The organism is Paenibacillus sp. FSL R5-0407 (assembly GCF_038009185.1).
Lineage (GTDB): Bacteria > Bacillota > Bacilli > Paenibacillales > Paenibacillaceae > Fontibacillus > Fontibacillus vini.
Map to the genome: position 1 here is coordinate 3808909 of NZ_JBBPAX010000001.1, position 15936 is coordinate 3824844.

The 15936-nt window shown below is 47.8% G+C and carries 18 protein-coding genes; 3 read left to right on the plus strand and 15 right to left on the minus strand.

The annotated features are described in order from the left end of the window. Nucleotides 1–23: 23 nt before the first annotated feature. Both NYE70_RS18060 and NYE70_RS18065 read right to left on the minus strand, forming a co-directional pair. Nucleotides 24–929: a mechanosensitive ion channel family protein gene (locus NYE70_RS18060; RefSeq protein ID WP_341047283.1), complete on the minus strand. Its 906-nt coding sequence runs from the start codon at nucleotides 927–929 to the stop codon at nucleotides 24–26. Further along, nucleotides 926–1192, minus strand: a complete 267-nt coding sequence (locus NYE70_RS18065) for a DUF3343 domain-containing protein (protein WP_290406417.1) — start codon at nucleotides 1190–1192, stop codon at nucleotides 926–928. Before NYE70_RS18065 ends, NYE70_RS18060 begins: the two co-directional genes overlap by 4 nt. Before the next feature lie 133 nt (nucleotides 1193–1325). Between NYE70_RS18065 and yyaC the strand changes: the two genes are divergently transcribed. Continuing rightward, a complete protein-coding gene (gene yyaC / locus NYE70_RS18070) occupies nucleotides 1326–1937 on the plus strand; it encodes a spore protease YyaC (RefSeq protein ID WP_211025832.1) in 612 nt (203 codons plus the stop codon). Here yyaC and NYE70_RS18075 read toward each other — a convergent pair. The 13 genes from NYE70_RS18075 to rpmH all read right to left on the minus strand — a co-directional run bounded on the left by NYE70_RS18075 (nucleotide 1909) and on the right by rpmH (nucleotide 13939). Beyond that, nucleotides 1909–2409: a DUF4446 family protein gene (locus NYE70_RS18075; protein WP_211025793.1), complete on the minus strand. Its 501-nt coding sequence runs from the start codon at nucleotides 2407–2409 to the stop codon at nucleotides 1909–1911. The two genes, yyaC and NYE70_RS18075, sit on opposite strands and share 29 nt — an antisense overlap. A 25-nt stretch (nucleotides 2410–2434) precedes the next feature. After that, on the minus strand, nucleotides 2435–3589 hold the full coding sequence (locus tag NYE70_RS18080) for an aminotransferase class V-fold PLP-dependent enzyme (protein ID WP_341047286.1): 1155 nt from the start codon (nucleotides 3587–3589) through the stop codon (nucleotides 2435–2437). Between the two features lie 132 nt (nucleotides 3590–3721). Continuing rightward, nucleotides 3722–4561 carry a ParB/RepB/Spo0J family partition protein gene (locus NYE70_RS18085; protein ID WP_211025789.1) on the minus strand — a complete coding sequence of 280 codons (840 nt, stop codon included), beginning with the start codon at nucleotides 4559–4561 and terminating at the stop codon, nucleotides 3722–3724. Further along, on the minus strand, nucleotides 4554–5315 hold the full coding sequence (locus tag NYE70_RS18090; protein WP_211025787.1) for a ParA family protein: 762 nt from the start codon (nucleotides 5313–5315) through the stop codon (nucleotides 4554–4556). Before NYE70_RS18090 ends, NYE70_RS18085 begins: the two co-directional genes overlap by 8 nt. A gap of 177 nt (nucleotides 5316–5492) precedes the next feature. Further along, nucleotides 5493–6311 carry a nucleoid occlusion protein gene (gene noc, locus NYE70_RS18095; RefSeq protein ID WP_211025785.1) on the minus strand — a complete coding sequence of 273 codons (819 nt, stop codon included), beginning with the start codon at nucleotides 6309–6311 and terminating at the stop codon, nucleotides 5493–5495. Between the two features lie 402 nt (nucleotides 6312–6713). Beyond that, nucleotides 6714–7436 carry a 16S rRNA (guanine(527)-N(7))-methyltransferase RsmG gene (gene rsmG / locus NYE70_RS18100; protein ID WP_341047289.1) on the minus strand — a complete coding sequence of 241 codons (723 nt, stop codon included), beginning with the start codon at nucleotides 7434–7436 and terminating at the stop codon, nucleotides 6714–6716. Between the two features lie 4 nt (nucleotides 7437–7440). Then, the gene (gene mnmG / locus NYE70_RS18105) at nucleotides 7441–9327 is read right to left on the minus strand and encodes a tRNA uridine-5-carboxymethylaminomethyl(34) synthesis enzyme MnmG (protein ID WP_341047291.1); all 1887 of its coding nucleotides are present in this window, start codon (nucleotides 9325–9327) and stop codon (nucleotides 7441–7443) included. 150 nt (nucleotides 9328–9477) lie between these two features. Continuing rightward, entirely contained in the window at nucleotides 9478–10857 is a 1380-nt protein-coding gene (gene mnmE / locus NYE70_RS18110; RefSeq protein WP_213653297.1) for a tRNA uridine-5-carboxymethylaminomethyl(34) synthesis GTPase MnmE, read from the minus strand. A 117-nt stretch (nucleotides 10858–10974) separates the two neighbouring features. Continuing rightward, nucleotides 10975–11112: a hypothetical protein gene (locus NYE70_RS18115; RefSeq protein WP_341047294.1), complete on the minus strand. Its 138-nt coding sequence runs from the start codon at nucleotides 11110–11112 to the stop codon at nucleotides 10975–10977. Between the two features lie 452 nt (nucleotides 11113–11564). After that, a complete protein-coding gene (jag, locus tag NYE70_RS18120) occupies nucleotides 11565–12290 on the minus strand; it encodes an RNA-binding cell elongation regulator Jag/EloR (RefSeq protein WP_290406412.1) in 726 nt (241 codons plus the stop codon). Continuing rightward, a complete protein-coding gene (locus NYE70_RS18125; RefSeq protein ID WP_211025775.1) occupies nucleotides 12287–13174 on the minus strand; it encodes a YidC/Oxa1 family membrane protein insertase in 888 nt (295 codons plus the stop codon). The genes jag and NYE70_RS18125 overlap by 4 nt, the downstream gene beginning before the upstream one ends. Nucleotides 13175–13249: 75 nt before the next feature. Continuing rightward, entirely contained in the window at nucleotides 13250–13600 is a 351-nt protein-coding gene (rnpA, locus tag NYE70_RS18130; RefSeq protein WP_211025773.1) for a ribonuclease P protein component, read from the minus strand. A 204-nt stretch (nucleotides 13601–13804) separates the two neighbouring features. Beyond that, a complete protein-coding gene (rpmH, locus tag NYE70_RS18135; protein ID WP_044481584.1) occupies nucleotides 13805–13939 on the minus strand; it encodes a 50S ribosomal protein L34 in 135 nt (44 codons plus the stop codon). A gap of 373 nt (nucleotides 13940–14312) precedes the next feature. Here rpmH and gnd point away from each other — a divergent pair, with 373 nt between their 5' ends. Both gnd and NYE70_RS18145 read left to right on the plus strand, forming a co-directional pair. Beyond that, a complete protein-coding gene (gnd, locus tag NYE70_RS18140; RefSeq protein ID WP_341047298.1) occupies nucleotides 14313–15233 on the plus strand; it encodes a phosphogluconate dehydrogenase (NAD(+)-dependent, decarboxylating) in 921 nt (306 codons plus the stop codon). A 19-nt stretch (nucleotides 15234–15252) separates the two neighbouring features. After that, nucleotides 15253–15924: a GntR family transcriptional regulator gene (locus tag NYE70_RS18145; RefSeq protein WP_211025769.1), complete on the plus strand. Its 672-nt coding sequence runs from the start codon at nucleotides 15253–15255 to the stop codon at nucleotides 15922–15924. The last annotated feature ends 12 nt before the right edge of the window (nucleotides 15925–15936 follow it).

Sequence of the window (15936 nt, forward strand, 5' to 3'; positions counted from 1 at the left end):
CCTTTGCGATATAAGCCTCCAGATCAACCTGGCTGGCCATCCTGCTGTTTCTGGGCTTCAGCAGCCAATCTGAGCGCCTCTTCTTCCTCCAGCGCCTCTTTGGCGTACATTTGAATCTCACGCTCCACATTAGCCCTTACGCCCGGCAGACACTCTACGGCAATCCTGACGACATACTCGCTGGCCGTAAGCGATTGTACGCCCATGATACTCGGAACCTGAGTGATATCCCCGCTGCTTTCCGATAAGTCCAGCATCGCCTTTTTCAGCAGGTTCAGAGTGTCTTCCAGTTTTCTCGTATTGCTGAACGGAAGATCTACGACCGCTAAGGCATTCCCCAACGAATAGTTGGTTACGTTCGTAATCATCCCGTTGGGAATGATATGAACTTCGCCGGTCCAGCTAACCAGCCGGGTTGAGCGCAGGCCGATAATCTCCACCGTTCCTTTTAACGTTCCCGTTTGGATGACATCGCCCACTGCAAACTGATCCTCCAAAATAATAAAAAAGCCGGTAATCACATCTTTCACCAAACTTTGTGCGCCAAACCCGATGGCCAGACCCAGCACGCCGGCTCCCGCCAGCAGCGGACCCAGTTTCACTCCAATCTCGCCCATAATCAGCATCAGCATAATAAAATTGCTTGTAATGGAAGTTACATTCTTAAGCAGTTCCCCGACCGTAATGAATCTGCGGGGGTTTACCTGAAGACGGCCCTTTTCCCGCCGTTCGAGAGATCTATCAATCACCTTATATATAATCTTTACAAATAAACGGGTCAACAAAAAGATGATAATGATTCGAAGCGCCGAGAACATAAAGGTCTGCCACATATCCATATCTGTAAACCAATTCCACAATTTATCCTTCCAGGTTATCGCCTGTTCAAGGGCACCCTCCGGTGTTTCTGCGCTCAACCATCGTTTCATTCTGTCCCCTCCTCAAGTCCGATCTGCTCATAGCCTGCTGCCTGACGGGTAAAGATCCCTCGTATTTCCACCGACTCCCGAAGGACGATCTCTCTTACTATCGCAAGAGACTCCTGCGGAAACTGAATGGATAATGCACAGCCTGCCGTGATTTCCTTAGGAGTCGGGCATAAATCAATCTCCACTTCTGCGTATTCCAGCAGCATTTCGGCCCGCAGCGCTTGCTGCGTCGAGTCGAATGCCATTACCAGCCAATCCTCCAACTCCTATCTCTCCCCTTTCTGCGACTATAGTCCGAGTATATAACTTCAGAAATTTCCATATACTATCTACTAATATCCGAAAGCAGTGCCTTAGCAGGCCATTTCAATGCACCATTTAGGAAAGGAAGATTATATGTCGCAAATTCAACCTACGGTTCCGGGACAAGATATTCCTTATTTAAAAATACCTCACACCGAGCCCGGCATTCACTCCGCTATCATTCATCGTCTGCTTCTGCATTTCGCCAAAGTATCTCCCGGTCAAGAGCTGGTCATCGTATGCATCGGTACCGACCGTTCTACCGGGGATTGCTTGGGACCGCTTGTAGGTACGGCACTTTCCAAGCTGAATCATCGCGGCCATTTTCACCTCTATGGAACATTGGAAGAACCTGTTCATGCCATGAATTTAAAAGAAACGCTTAATAAAATCAATCAGTCTTTTATCAATCCCTTCATCGTCGGGATCGATGCCTGCTTGGGACAAACTACCAGTGTCGGTTCGATCCAGGTCGTGCAAGGACCTCTCCGCCCCGGTGCAGGCGTAAATAAAGAATTGCCGCCGGTCGGCGATATCCATGTAACGGGGATCGTCAATGTCGGCGGCTTTATGGAATATTTTGTGCTGCAAAACACTCGTCTTAGTCTCGTCATGCGGTTATCGGAAATCATTTCCAGCAGCGTTTATACGGCTATTAAAGAATGGAATCGCGGCTTTATTCCCCTAGTCCGGCGAGAGCAATAGCTTCGACCTCTTCCGATGAAAGTGCATGCGGCGACTCTCCTCCGGTCAGGGGCTTGGCGTACACATACGATCCATCCCGGCTATATAGCCCGGTAATGACTACACCATTCTTCATATCGTCCACGAAAGCCACGGAAAAACTCAAGTCATTGCCGCGTTCGCCAAAGGCATTGTAGCGTTTGATTCCAACCTTTGCCTTTTGTTTGGGGAGCAATGTCTTCACTCTATCAAGCTCTTGTTGCTGCTCTGACTGAATGTCTTCAATTTTTCCTTGCTGATTCTTCAAGTCGATCAGTAAACCTTCCAGATCCTCAATACCGGTACCTTGCATCATTTGTTCATATCTGCGACGGACCTTTCTAAGCTTCCCGCCTTGTATGAAATTCCAGATTAGCAGCCATAACGTCAAAACCGCCAATCCACCGACAATCCAAGCCAACTGATCAATAATGAGTTCATTCCACTCCCGCATGCATGCTCTCCCCTATGTGTAAATATCACTTTGCGATGTATTGTATAGCTGCAATAAGGGCGTCAATATCCCCCTCCGTTGTAGCGTAACCTACACTTGCCCTAACGGCTCCGCCAGCCGACGTTCCTGCCGTCATATGCCCCAGAGGAGTACAATGATACCCGGCTCTTACGGCAATACCGAATTTACGGTCCAATTGAAAAGCTACGCTGGATGCATCCTGATCCTCAACTGTAAAAGCAACAATGCCGGTTCTTGGTTTGCCGGGTTCCGGTCCAAGCAGCGTTACCTTTTTAATTTTCCCTAATTCGGTCATTATATTTTGCGTCAATTTCCACTCGTGACTATAGATCTGCTCGACTCCAATTTCCAACACCTGATTTACCCCGGCGCCCAACCCGGCAATTCCTACGGCATTCAGCGTCCCGGCTTCATATCGGTCCGGCCGGACCAGCGGCATTTCCAAGGCTTCCGACTGACTTCCAGTTCCTCCATGCAACAGGGGCTCCAGATCCACATTCGGATGGATATACAGACCGCCTGTTCCTTGCGGTCCTAATAAGCTTTTGTGACCAGGAAACGCTAAAAGATCAATTCCCATTGAACTTACATCTACGTGGTACCTCCCGGCTGTTTGAGCTGCATCAACGAGAATGAGGGCTCCATGTTCATGTGCAATTCGGCTCATTTCTCCGACCGGAAGAATACTCCCAAGTAAATTCGAGCTATGAGCACATACTAGTAATTTCGTCTCTGGTCTAAAAGCTCGCTCCAGTTCCGTTAGATCCAGCTCCCCCTCCGAATTCAGAGCGAGATATTCCACCTGAATCCCTTGAGTTCTCTTCAAATATTCCAGTGGCCTTCTGACCGAATTATGCTCCACCATCGTCGCAATCACGTGATCTCCCGGCTTCAGGCAGCCTTTAATCGCCAAGTTCAGAGCTTCCGTCGTATTGGAGGTGAACACAATATCATTCGGGTTATCAATATGAAACAGGTTGGCAAGCCGTACTCGGGTTTGAAATATAGTGCGAGCTGCCTTTAACGCCATGCCATAGCTTCCTCGTCCGGAGTTCGCAGATGGCCCGTTAAGGATTTCCATCATCGCCTCTCCTACACCCGCCGGTTTCGGCCAGGAGGTAGCGGCATGGTCCAGATAAATTACCGATTGCTGCTTCATACTGATTACCCTCTTTCTCCATCCGGCAACCTTTTTTTCTCCCTAGAATACAATGACATACCCAACTTCCCGAGGAAAGGACAGGCCTCTCTTACCCCACAGGATAGCCGGGTATGTCATGTCAGTTCATTGTCAATTCAACAAATCGAGCAAGCGCTGCAAATCCTGTTTGCTGTAAAAGTTGATTTCAATTTTTCCTTTTTCCTTAGTTGCCTTAATCTTAACTGTTGTCTTGTAACGCTCCCGCAGGTTTTCTTCCACTTCGTCCATATAGGGGTCGCGCTTCTTGTTTACGAGTTTAGCTTTGTCCTGTTTGCTGCGGTCCAATTGCTTAACCGCATCCTCTAGGTCGCGTACACTCCACTCATGATCGATGCATTGCTTAGCCAGCTGTTTAATCTTTCCAGCGTCCTTCAATCCGACTAAGGCTCTTGCATGCCCCATAGATAATGTTCCACGTGAAACATAATCCTTCACTTCCTCTGGAAGCGAAAGCAATCTCAAAAAGTTTGCAATATGGGAACGGGACTTTCCTACCTTTAAGGAAAGTTCTTCCTGCGTTAATTGGAATTGATCCATCAAACCTTGATAGGCTACTGCGATTTCCATGGCGTTCAAGTTTTCACGCTGCAGGTTTTCAATGAGTGCAATTTCCATGACCTGCTGGTCAGAGAAGGCTCTAACTACCGCAGGGATCGTCGTATTTCCGCAGAATTGCGAGGCACGAAAACGTCGCTCCCCGGCAATGATTTCATATCCCTTCAATACACTGCGTACAATAATTGGTTGAATTACGCCGTGCTGACGAATCGATTCCGCTAATTCCCGGATCGCTTCTTCGTCAAAGGTTTTTCTTGGCTGGTAAGGATTAGCACGAAGCTGCTTCAATGGAATCTCAATCACCTTATCGTCTTCCTGAACCGAAAGCGACGGGATCAATGCATCCAAGCCCTTTCCCAAACGTTTATTCATAGGAAACCACTTCCTTTGCCAACTCTAGATACACTTCGGCGCCCTTCGATTTGGGATCATACGTTATGATGGACTGACCGTGAGAAGGCGCTTCGCTAAGTCTAACATTCCGTGGTATAACCGTTCTATAAACTTTTTGCTGGAAATACTTCTTCACTTCTTCAATGACTTGAATACCAAGATTTGTACGGGCATCAAACATCGTCAACAATACCCCTTCAATCTGCAAAGAAGTGTTCAAGTGTTTTTGAACCAGACGTACCGTATTCAGCAACTGGCTCAATCCTTCCAATGCATAATATTCGCACTGAATTGGAATAAGCACCGAATCCGCAGCCGTCAAAGAATTTATCGTCAAAATACCGAGCGACGGCGGGCAGTCAATCAAAATATAATCATACATATGTTTAACCTGCTGCAGCGATTTCTTTAATCTCACTTCACGTGAGATCGTAGGAACCAGTTCAATCTCGGCCCCTGCCAGTTGAATCGTTGCAGGAATGATGTTCAATCCATCAATATCGGTCGGAGCGATCGCTTCTTTCGGATCCACCTCATTGATCAACACATCATAAATACAGTTGGCTACATCTGCTTTATTAATGCCTACGCCACTTGTTGTGTTTCCTTGCGGGTCGATATCAATAAGGAGAACTTTCTTACCTATTGATGCAAGTCCAGCTCCCAAATTGACGGAAGTCGTCGTTTTTCCGACGCCCCCTTTTTGGTTAGCAATGGCAATTATTTTAGACAATCCATTTCACCTCAATATAATAGAAGAATCTTCTTGTAGATTATAAAAATATGCAAGTATTCACCAAGTTGTTGCTACAAAAAGACCACAGTGCTCCTGGCGACTTACGTCTTACGGCTCGATTTCAAAAAAGAAACTGACCTCGGACCTTTCGGTTATGGCCAGCGGATAAGGACATTATCTTTTTGGAATTTGAATAACGATTTCGTAATGATCCTCATGATCCTTTTCCGCCGTTTTAATAGCGAGTCCGGAACCGGAGACCATATCAATGGATTGGCGAATCGTGTTTAAGGCTAGTCTCACGTCTTTAGTGAAGGAAATACGCTTCGAGGCCTTTTTGTTCTTCGCAACCTCTTTATAGAATGCAATCCGCGCTTCCGTCTGTTTTACATTTAATTCCTTGGTTATGACTTCTTCCAGCACTTTAAGCTGCAATTCTTCGGAATCCAGCGAAAGTAATGCCCGTGCGTGGCGCTCCGTAATCTTCCGTTCCATTAATGCCGTCTTTACGGTTTCAGGAAGCTGAAGAAGTCTGATTTTGTTGGCAATCGTAGACTGGCTTTTCCCGAGTCTTTGAGCCAGGCTCTCCTGGGTCAGCTGATGCAAATCGATCAAATTCTGATAGGCCAGCGCTTCTTCAATCGCAGTAAGTCCTTCGCGTTGCAAGTTTTCAATCAGTGCAATGGAAGCGGCTTGGGAATCATTAAAATCCCGCACAATAGCCGGGATCGTATCCATGCCCAGCTTCTTAACCGCACGCCAGCGGCGCTCCCCGGCGATGATCTCATACTTGTCGTTTCTGAAGCGGACAACGATCGGTTGAATAACACCGTGAGTACGGATCGTTTGGCAGAGCTCATCAATTTTCTCATCATCAAAAATAGTGCGGGGTTGATAAGGACTCCCTACTATATCCCCAACCGGGATTTGCTTAACTTCATCACCGTTCGATCGTTCGGTTAAACCAAACAATTTAGAAAATTGTTCTTTCATTCCGCAGATTACCACCTAATTTCATAGTGACATAAGGCATACCTTATAAGCACATTTTCTTCCAAATGAAAATGCGATTGAAACCGGGCAAATACACCCATCCTAAGGCAAGACTCCCTATGTATAAACGATATCTTGAAGCAAATACAACCCCAGGACAACGATTGTGCAAAAAGGTAAATTCTCACCTTTTGGCTATTGCATGAGTTAGGATTAGCCAATGTTGAAGCAAATGCCCCGACAATAATTAGCGATATATCTATTCTACCACTTTTTCCTCTATAATCCTATTCTCTTATAAATGAATTTTAAGATAAACAAGCTTGCCTTTATGACAAAAAAAGCCCCCTGGCAAAGTTGTTTCACGTGGAACAATTTGCTAGGAGGTTGGTTCATTAAATATTATAAAATTGGCGATTTTAAAGGAGTGCCCGCTTTGCGGGGATACTTCTTAGGCGTCGGACCGGTTTTGCTAACCAAAATAATATGGCGCTCCGAATTTTCCATCGGAAGAGAAAAATGATGACTATCCTTCAGTTTTCCTCTTAGCTCCGATAAACTCTTCGCCGATTCCCGTACCTCTTCTGCAGGATCACTGCCCTTCATCGCAGCGAAAGTGCCGCCCGGTTTGGCAAAAGGAAGACAAAATTCGTTTAGTACAGCCATGCGAGCTACCGCTCGTGCCGTTACCAGATCGAATGAATCACGCAACCCTTCGTTACGTGCCATATCCTCCGCCCTGCCGTGAAGAGGTTCCACATCTTTCAAACCCAGCTTATCAGCAACATTTTGCAAGAAGAGGATTCGTTTATTTAAGGAGTCGACTATAGTTAATTTCAGATGCGGAAAGCATATTTTTAAAGGTATTCCCGGAAAGCCTGCTCCCGATCCTATATCCGCCAAGCTATGAATCTGATCCATCTTTAAATAGAAGGAAAGCGTTACGGAATCATAGAAATGTTTGATATAAACCTGATCCCGTTCCGTAATGCCGGTTAAGTTCATTTTTTCGTTCCAGGATACCAGTTCCTCATAATAAGTCTCGAATTGCTGCATCTGCTCGGGAGACAAGACGATGTTCTGTTTGCTCAACAAATCATGAAATTGAGTTTGAATTGAATCCAAGATCTTATCCTCCTGCCGCAGTAACCCGATTATAGTGTTCCAAGTATACCAATAAAATGGAAATATCCGCAGGAGTAACCCCGCCTATACGCGAAGCCTGCCCGATTGAGATCGGACGAATCTTGGCGAGTTTTTGACGAGCTTCCATCGCCAGTCCCTGAATCTCTTCATATTTAATATTTGTAGGGATTTTTTTCTTTTCCATTTTTTGTAATTTATCAACATGAAGCAATTGCTTCTCAATGTAGCCTGCATATTTGATCTGAATTTCGACTTGCTCCTTCATTTCCTCATCCAATTCCAAGTCGGAAGGATACGAGTTACCCACATGTGCATAACTTACTTCGGGGCGGCGCAAAATCGTCAACAGGTTGCTGCCGTCTTGAATCGGCGCTGAGCCGATCGACTCCAACAGAGGATTAATCTCCGATGGACGTACTTTCGTTTCCCGCAACCGCTCAATTTCGCGTTCCACCTTTTCCTTTTTATCAAGAAATTGGTTGTAACGTTCCTGCGTAATCAGGCCAATTTCATACCCGATCGCCGTCAGACGCAAATCGGCATTATCATGGCGAAGCAAGAGCCGATATTCGGCGCGGGAAGTGAGCAAGCGGTACGGTTCATTGGTCCCTTTGGTTACCAAATCATCGATGAGAACACCGATATACCCCTGCGAACGGTCCAGAATGACCGGTTCTTTACCCTGTACCTTGCGCGCAGCATTGATTCCGGCCATGATTCCTTGTCCCGCCGCTTCCTCGTAACCGGATGTTCCGTTAATTTGTCCCGCCGTAAAAAGGCCGGGAAGACGCTTGGTCTCCAGCGATGGCCATAGCTGAGTCGGTACGACCGCATCATATTCGATGGCATAGCCGTTCCGCATAATTTCCGCATTTTGCAGGCCGGGAACGGAGCGCAGCATTTTCAACTGAACATCCTCAGGCATACTGGTTGAAAAGCCCTGTACATAGTACTCCGAAGTATTCTTGCCCTCCGGCTCGAGGAAAATCTGGTGCTTCGGCTTATCGGCAAAACGGACAATTTTGTCCTCTATGGAAGGACAATAGCGAGGTCCCGTCCCTTCAATTACCCCGGAGAACATCGGTGCCCGATGGAGATTTGCATTAATAATGTCATGCGTCTCCGTAGATGTATAGGTCAGCCAGCAAGGCAATTGCTCATTGTCCGAGCTCTTTGTCTCATAAGAGAAGAATTTCGGTTTATCATCGCCGGGCTGAATTTCCGTTTGCGAAAAATCAATGCTGTCCTTATGCACCCGCGGTGGGGTACCTGTCTTGAACCGAACCAAATCAAAGCCCAGTTCCTTCAAGTTTTGAGACAGCTTCACGGAAGGCTGTTGATTGTTAGGACCACTCTCATACATGAGCTCGCCCATAATAATTTTACCGCGCAAATAGGTTCCGGTCGTCAACACTACGGCTTTTGCCCGGTATTCCGCACCCGTTTGGGCAACAACACCGATGCATTTTCCGTCCTCCACGATCAGTTCTTCAACCATTCCCTGACGCATAGTCAGGTTCGGTTCCTTCTCCATCGCTTCCTTCATTGTATGCTGGTATGAAAATTTATCCGCTTGAGCCCGTAAAGCGTGTACCGCCGGGCCTTTACCGGTATTCAACATCCGCATTTGGATAAAAGTTTTGTCTATATTGCGGCCCATCTCTCCACCAAGCGCATCAACTTCGCGCACCACATGGCCCTTTGCCGGGCCGCCAATCGAAGGATTGCACGGCATAAAGGCGACCATGTCTAAATTAATCGTAATCATCAGCGTACGGCAACCCATCCGAGCCGCCGCCAGCGCGGACTCACAGCCCGCATGCCCTGCTCCGACTACGATAACGTCATAGCTTCCGGCATCATATCCCATCGAATCAACCTCCTAAGTTTTTTTACTTTACCAATAGATAAGAAGATGGACTCGCCTCTGCACAGTCCTCTCCATTTAATTAAAATTTAATGCATTAATTGGATCCCCATCATCATACCACGATCTCCGGATTGGAATAGCTCCAAACCTTTATTTTCCTAAGCAGAATTGTGAAAATATTTGGTCGATCAGCGCATCGGGTGCCGAGTCGCCAATAACTTCGCCTAACTGCTCCCAGGCCAGCCTTACATCGATTTGCATGATATCAATCGGTATGCCGCTATCTGCAGCATCATAAGCTTCAGCCAGTGACTGTTTCGCCTTTTTGAGCAGGGCGATATGACGCACATTGCTCACATACGTTAAATCCCCGGACTCCAGCTTACCGCCAAAGAAGAGTTGGGATATAGCATCTTCCAGATGGTCCAATCCCTCCTGCGTTTTTGCGGACAATTCGACGATTGCATTTTCCGGGAAATAAAGTGCTACTTTCCCTCTGTCCAGCTGCTGTGGTAGGTCGATTTTGTTCAAAAGCACCAGCGTTGGACGACCGCTTAGTTGCTCCATCAGCTTTATTTCATCTTCATGAAGCGGCTCGGAGCTGTTCAGCACCAGGAGGATGAGATCCGCCTCCAGGACCGCCGCTTTCGAGCGCTCTACTCCGATCCGTTCAACGACATCCATCGTTTCACGGATTCCTGCCGTATCGAGCAGCTTCAATGGAATATTGTTAATCGTCACGTATTCTTCGATCACGTCGCGCGTCGTACCGGGAATATCGGTAACGATCGCTTTATTTTCCCGGGCCAAGGCGTTCAACAGCGAGGATTTGCCCACATTCGGCCGCCCTACTATAGCTGTCGTGATGCCTTCCCGTAATATTTTTCCCTGATTCGCCGTTTTCAAAAGGGTCTCGATTCCCTCGGTTACCTCCGTGCATTTGTTCTTAATGAATTCGGTGGTCATCGACTCCACGTCATGCTCCGGATAATCGATGTTCACCTCGATATGGGCAAGCGTCTCTACCAGGGAATGCCGCAGGGTGTTTATTTTACGCGACAAGTCCCCTTCCACTTGCTTTAGCGCCACCGAGAAAGCCCGGTCCGATTTCGACCGGATCAAGTCAATGACAGCCTCCGCCTGAGACAAGTCGATCCGTCCGTTCAAGAAGGCGCGTTTCGTGAATTCACCCGGCTCCGCCAAACGGATATCCCGCTGCTGCAGCAGTAAATCCATCACGCGTTTCACGGAAATAATGCCCCCGTGCGTACTGATTTCCACTACATCCTCCGTGGTAAAAGAACGGGGAGCCCGAAACAGCGATACGAGAACCTCCTCCAGCTTCTCGCCCGTTTCCGGATCAATGATGAATCCGTAATGCACCGTATGGCTTTCAGCCTCCGGTAATGCAATTTTGGAACGGAACAACCGTCCCACTTCGGCAATCGCCTCGGGTCCGCTGACCCGGATCACGGCAATTCCGCTCTCGCCTACCGCGGTTGAAATCGCGGCGATCGTATCGCTAAGCATATATTGTCACCTCGAATATTAAAATTAATAGTGAATCCTGGCCGCTCCGCAATCCGTTTGATCCTCCGATCGCTGTTGCAGCCAGATTATTTCGATTATATAACATCCCTAAGGGTCTTAATCCGGCTGCAAAGGCGAACGCTGACGCTTCTCCGAATTCAAACGGCCTTGCTCCTCTAACGATTCACCCGGGTTGAATGCTATAGGTGATCTTCGGCCGCTCCGCAACTTAGGATTCACCTGCAAAAGTCTCACTCCACTCTAGCGTATTCCCAAAGGGAACAGCGCCTCATTAATCCAAGCAGCAGTTAAAACCGCAATCACCAGCGCCTTACTCCCATGCAGGAGTTCTTAAAGTATAGCGTACCCCGAAGGGGCGACAAGCGGCTCATTCCGCCAAAGTCCTCCCGGGTGCTTCGAAAGCAGCAGTGCCTCCAAAAACCAGGTAATTCGGGGTCGCCAAAAATAAGACGTACCCGAAGGGGGAAAAGCGTGCCTCGCACCAAACCCAAGCGCATCCCCGAAGGGGACAGCGGACAAGGGAGCATCTCTCCATCTCCCACGTTCCTCCAGTTTGCGGGTGATCCCCTAGGGCAGCGTGCCCTCGGGGGGCCCTCCCTTACGGTAAGGGAGGGTTTGGGAGGGTTGAGATATAAAAGAAACGCAATGACATTTGCCGGGGCAAAACGCCATTGCGTCTTCATTCATCATTTACTCTGCTTCAGTGTAATAATGACCCGACGGTTAGGCTCCTCGCCTTTGCTGTAGGTCTTAACCTCCGGATGATCCTGAAGTTTGGAATGGATCACTTTACGTTCTTGCGGCGACATAGGCTCAAGGGCTACTTCCTTGCGAGTCCGAATGACCCGTCCCGCCAGTCTAACCGCCAGATCCTCTAAAGTCTTTCTCCGCCGTTCACGGAAGTTCTCCGCATCCAATACAATGCGGATGAAGCTATCCGAATAACGATTGGCGATAATATTGGCCAAGTATTGCAACGAGTCGAGGGTTTGTCCTCTCCGGCCGATCAATACGCCAAGATCACTGCCTGAAATGTTCAGTACGGTGTTGTCCTTTTTATGGACAATTTCCACATCCACATGAAGGCCCATGTTCTCACCGACGTCCCTGATAAATGACGCCGCCACTTCATAAGGGTCCTGTCCGGCATTGGTATCCGCAGCTCCATGATCCTTATGGGTCACGGACACACGTTCCTCCGAAGCGGTCCCTTGCGGCGCAGCCGATGGCTTGTCATCGGTCAGCAAAGTCAATTCGACTCTGGCTTCCTTGACGCCAATCAGGCCCAGGAATCCTTTTGATGGCTGCTCCAACACATTCACGGCAACTTGATCCTCGGTAGTGCCGAGCTTGGCCAATCCTTGTTTTACAGCTGCTTCAACGGTTTTTCCCGACGTCACTATGCTTCTCATTTCGATTTTTTGGCCTCCTTGGCACCTTTGCCGGGATGACCGGCTTTTAGATTCGAACCGCCCTTTTTCGATTTACCAGAGGTGCTTGAGCCAGTGCTGGCGACAGTAGTTGCAAGAACGGGTTCTTTCTTACGGTAAATAAAGTAGTTCTGACCAATCGTGTACAGGTTACTGAAAATCCAGTACAACGGAAGTGCGGCGGCAAAATTCATCGCCATGACAAAAATCAAAATCGGGTAAACGAACATCATAAACTGCATCGGACCCTGCATACCGCCCGGGTTCATGTTCGACATCATCTTGGTTTGAATGAATGTCGTCAATGCAGCAATGATCGGTAAAATGTACCATTTATCGGGTTCACCGAGCTGCAACCATAAGAAGGAATGATCACGGATCGCCGAGTTGTGATAAATTGAGTTATATAAAGCGATGAACACCGGCATTTGAATGATTAACGGGAAGCAACCGGCCATCGGATTTACCTTATTTTCCTGGAACAGCTTCATCGTTTCTTGCTGCTGTTTCTCCGGGTTATCCTTGTACATCTCTTTGATCTTCTGAATCTCAGGCTGAATCGCCTGCATCGCTTTCGAGCTCTTGACCTGTTTCAAGGTAAGCGGTAAAATCAACGTCCGAACGATCAGCACCATGACGAGAATGGCCAAACCGTATGCTCCGCCGAACCAATCCGCAAACGTATCCAAAGCAAGCGAGAAATAATAGACGACGTTTGCTGTCCACCAGGAACCGCTCTTCGCCATATCCTCAGTAGTGCTTGCGAAATTGCTGCTTTGCGTACCGCAGCCAGCCAGCAAAGTCATCAGGCCGATTGCGAGGATGAGGAGAAGCCATTTCCTTTTGTTATTCGTAATACGCGACACTTCAAAACCCCTCTCTTAAACCTATCCATCATTGTAAATCATACCATATTTATATGGACAAAGAAACAAGCATGCTTACCGTCCGGAAGGCTTGAGCAGCGAGGCTTTGCGCAACACGTGAAGCACACTTTTCTCCAATTCCTTATACTCCATTCCGACCGCCCCATTGCGGACGATGAGGATCAAATCCATATGATCCCGGATCTCGGGTTCATGCAGGCGTACAATTTCCTTCAGCATCCGGCGCATCCGGTTACGGACGACGGCGTTGCCGATCTTTTTACTAGCCGAAACGCCGAGCCGAAAACGCTCGATATCGGGCTTGGCCGAATAATAAACAACGAGTTGACGGTTGGCGAAAGACTTTCCGTACCGATACACCCGGCTGAAGTCCGCCCGGTTTCTTAATCTAAGCTTTCTATGCACGAGCTTTTCTCCTGACTTAACCCCGTAAACGGGTAAAGTGCTACTGTAATTATGGACCAATCCCAAAAACCATAAACGATACAAAAGAACCCCGCAAAGCGGGGTTTTTCAACCCATTACCATCTTCATCTTTGCGGGGAACCCAAAAAACATCTATACGATCTAATGTAAAAAAAGACCACCGTAGTGGTCTTTATACACGCATTACGCACTCAATACTTTTCTGCCTTTTTGACGGCGAGCTGCGAGAACCTTGCGGCCGTTTTTCGTGCTCATTCTTTTACGGAAACCATGAACCTTACTACGTTTGCTCACATTTGGTTTGAAAGTCGGTTTCATTTATTGCACCCCCTTAACAGGAATCGATCACTGTATATTTACCATTTTCATATCCACAGAAAATGCCTTTTTACATTTAACCATAACCCCTCTGAAAAGTCAACCGAGCCCGGCATTTCTTTTTACGATTTATAGGCTGGCTTCCGAACTGTCAAAAAGTTTTCCACAACCCGCCCTTTATTACCTCTCAGAATAAAAGTTATACACATGTGGAAAAGTATTTAAATCTGATCCTATATATAGATGAAGAATCGAAATTGTTCTTCTTATTTACTTGGAATGGAATTGATCGGCAATCGCTTTCACAAGGTTTACAGCGAACGTTGATCGGAGTAATATGGATTATGAGTAAGTTGTATACAAGTATACTGGTATGCGAAAGGATGTTTATTTTATGAAATTAGGCATGATCGGGCTCGGCAAAATGGGATACAACCTCGTACACAATCTGCTTGAGCATCAACATGAAGTCGTTGCATTCGATATGAACAAAGAAGCCGTTCAGAATGCGGAAAAAGAAGGAGCGATTCCCGCCTCCAGTCTTGAACAGCTTGTCCACTCCCTGGAGACACCGCGTATCGTTTGGGTCATGGTTCCGGCCGGTCCGGCGGTTCAGTCCGTAGTGGATACATTGATTCCCCTGCTCACACCAGGCGATATCGTAATCGATGGCGGCAATTCGCATTACAAAGATTCTCAGGCTCTAGCTGAGAAGCTATCCGCCCATGGTATTAATTTCTTTGATGTAGGAACTTCCGGCGGTGTCGAAGGCGCCAACAACGGCGGCTGCTTCATGATCGGCGGAGATGAATCGGTATTCCGCACGATCGAACCGATTTTCAAGGATATCGCCGTCGATCGCGGTTACCTGTATGCAGGCCAGAACGGCAGCGGACATTTTCTTAAAATGGTTCATAACGGTATCGAATACGGCATGATGCAGGCGATTGCCGAAGGGTTTGAGGTGCTTGAGAAAAGTCCGTTTAATTACAATTTCGAAGATGTGGCCCGCGTTTGGTCCAACGGCTCCGTCATCCGCAGCTGGCTGATGGAATTGACGGAAAATGCTTTCTCCAAAGACCCTAAACTCGAGGGAATCAAAGGTGTCATGAAATCTTCCGGCGAAGGAAAATGGACCGTTGAAACCGCACTGGATCTTCAAGCGAGCGCTCCGGTAATCGCGTTGTCCCTGTTCATGCGGTATCGCTCTCTTGAATCCGACACGTTCCACGGCAAGGTCGTCGCTGCCCTGCGCAACGAATTCGGCGGCCATGCAGTCGAATCTGCAGAATAAGATAGGAGCCAACCATATTATGAAGTTTCCCGCTTCTTGGTTGAAGGGCAGCTCGCTGGGCGAATCCATCGCCTGCGAGCTGCGCCTTCAAATCATTAACAACACCATCAAGCCAGGCGAGGTGCTGTCCGAAAACCGCATAGCCGCGGACTTCGGAACAAGCCGTTCACCGGTCCGCGAAGCCATGAAAACGCTATCCGGCGAAGGCCTCATCACCTTGCAGCGGATGGGGGCCGTAGTAAACGGTCTTCTATTAAAAGACATCGATGAACTGTACGATGTCCGGTATCTCATTGAGAGCTTTGCCTGGCAGCGCCTTGCGGAGGAAGATCCCGCCCCGTTAATCGCCCGGCTTCACCAAATCATCGATAAAATGGAGCTCGCTGCCAAATACCGCGATATTGTGGAATTTGCTTATCAGGACCTGTCCTTTCATGAACTCATCATCTCTTCCGCCAATCATACGCGAATTTTGCATTTATGGACCAGCATCCGGCAGATCGTAATGACCGTAATGCTTATAACGACGGAAGATGTATTGTCCCAAGGGGAAGACAAAATCGCCTATGTGGTGGATAAGCACCGTAAGCTGCTTAAAGGACTGGAGTCCAGAGACCCGGCCATCATTTCGGCACGGATTGAGGAGTATTTTGAAGATTCCAGAAATACCTTGCATACGTCCATGAAATAATCGACAAAAATA

What these genes read in the sequence shown, in the direction of transcription:
- NYE70_RS18060 (WP_341047283.1), bottom strand. Translation starts at nt 929, where the DNA reads ATGAAACGATGGTTGAGCGCAGAAACACCGGAGGGTGCCCTTGAACAG.
- yyaC (WP_211025832.1), top strand. Translation starts at nt 1,326, where the DNA reads ATGTCGCAAATTCAACCTACGGTTCCGGGACAAGATATTCCTTATTTA.
- NYE70_RS18075 (WP_211025793.1), bottom strand. Translation starts at nt 2,409, where the DNA reads ATGCGGGAGTGGAATGAACTCATTATTGATCAGTTGGCTTGGATTGTC.
- NYE70_RS18080 (WP_341047286.1), bottom strand. Translation starts at nt 3,589, where the DNA reads ATGAAGCAGCAATCGGTAATTTATCTGGACCATGCCGCTACCTCCTGG.
- NYE70_RS18085 (WP_211025789.1), bottom strand. Translation starts at nt 4,561, where the DNA reads ATGAATAAACGTTTGGGAAAGGGCTTGGATGCATTGATCCCGTCGCTT.
- noc (WP_211025785.1), bottom strand. Translation starts at nt 6,311, where the DNA reads ATGAAAGAACAATTTTCTAAATTGTTTGGTTTAACCGAACGATCGAAC.
- mnmG (WP_341047291.1), bottom strand. Translation starts at nt 9,327, where the DNA reads ATGGGATATGATGCCGGAAGCTATGACGTTATCGTAGTCGGAGCAGGG.
- mnmE (WP_213653297.1), bottom strand. Translation starts at nt 10,857, where the DNA reads ATGCTTAGCGATACGATCGCCGCGATTTCAACCGCGGTAGGCGAGAGC.
- jag (WP_290406412.1), bottom strand. Translation starts at nt 12,290, where the DNA reads ATGAGAAGCATAGTGACGTCGGGAAAAACCGTTGAAGCAGCTGTAAAA.
- rpmH (WP_044481584.1), bottom strand. Translation starts at nt 13,939, where the DNA reads ATGAAACCGACTTTCAAACCAAATGTGAGCAAACGTAGTAAGGTTCAT.
- gnd (WP_341047298.1), top strand. Translation starts at nt 14,313, where the DNA reads ATGCGAAAGGATGTTTATTTTATGAAATTAGGCATGATCGGGCTCGGC.
- NYE70_RS18145 (WP_211025769.1), top strand. Translation starts at nt 15,253, where the DNA reads ATGAAGTTTCCCGCTTCTTGGTTGAAGGGCAGCTCGCTGGGCGAATCC.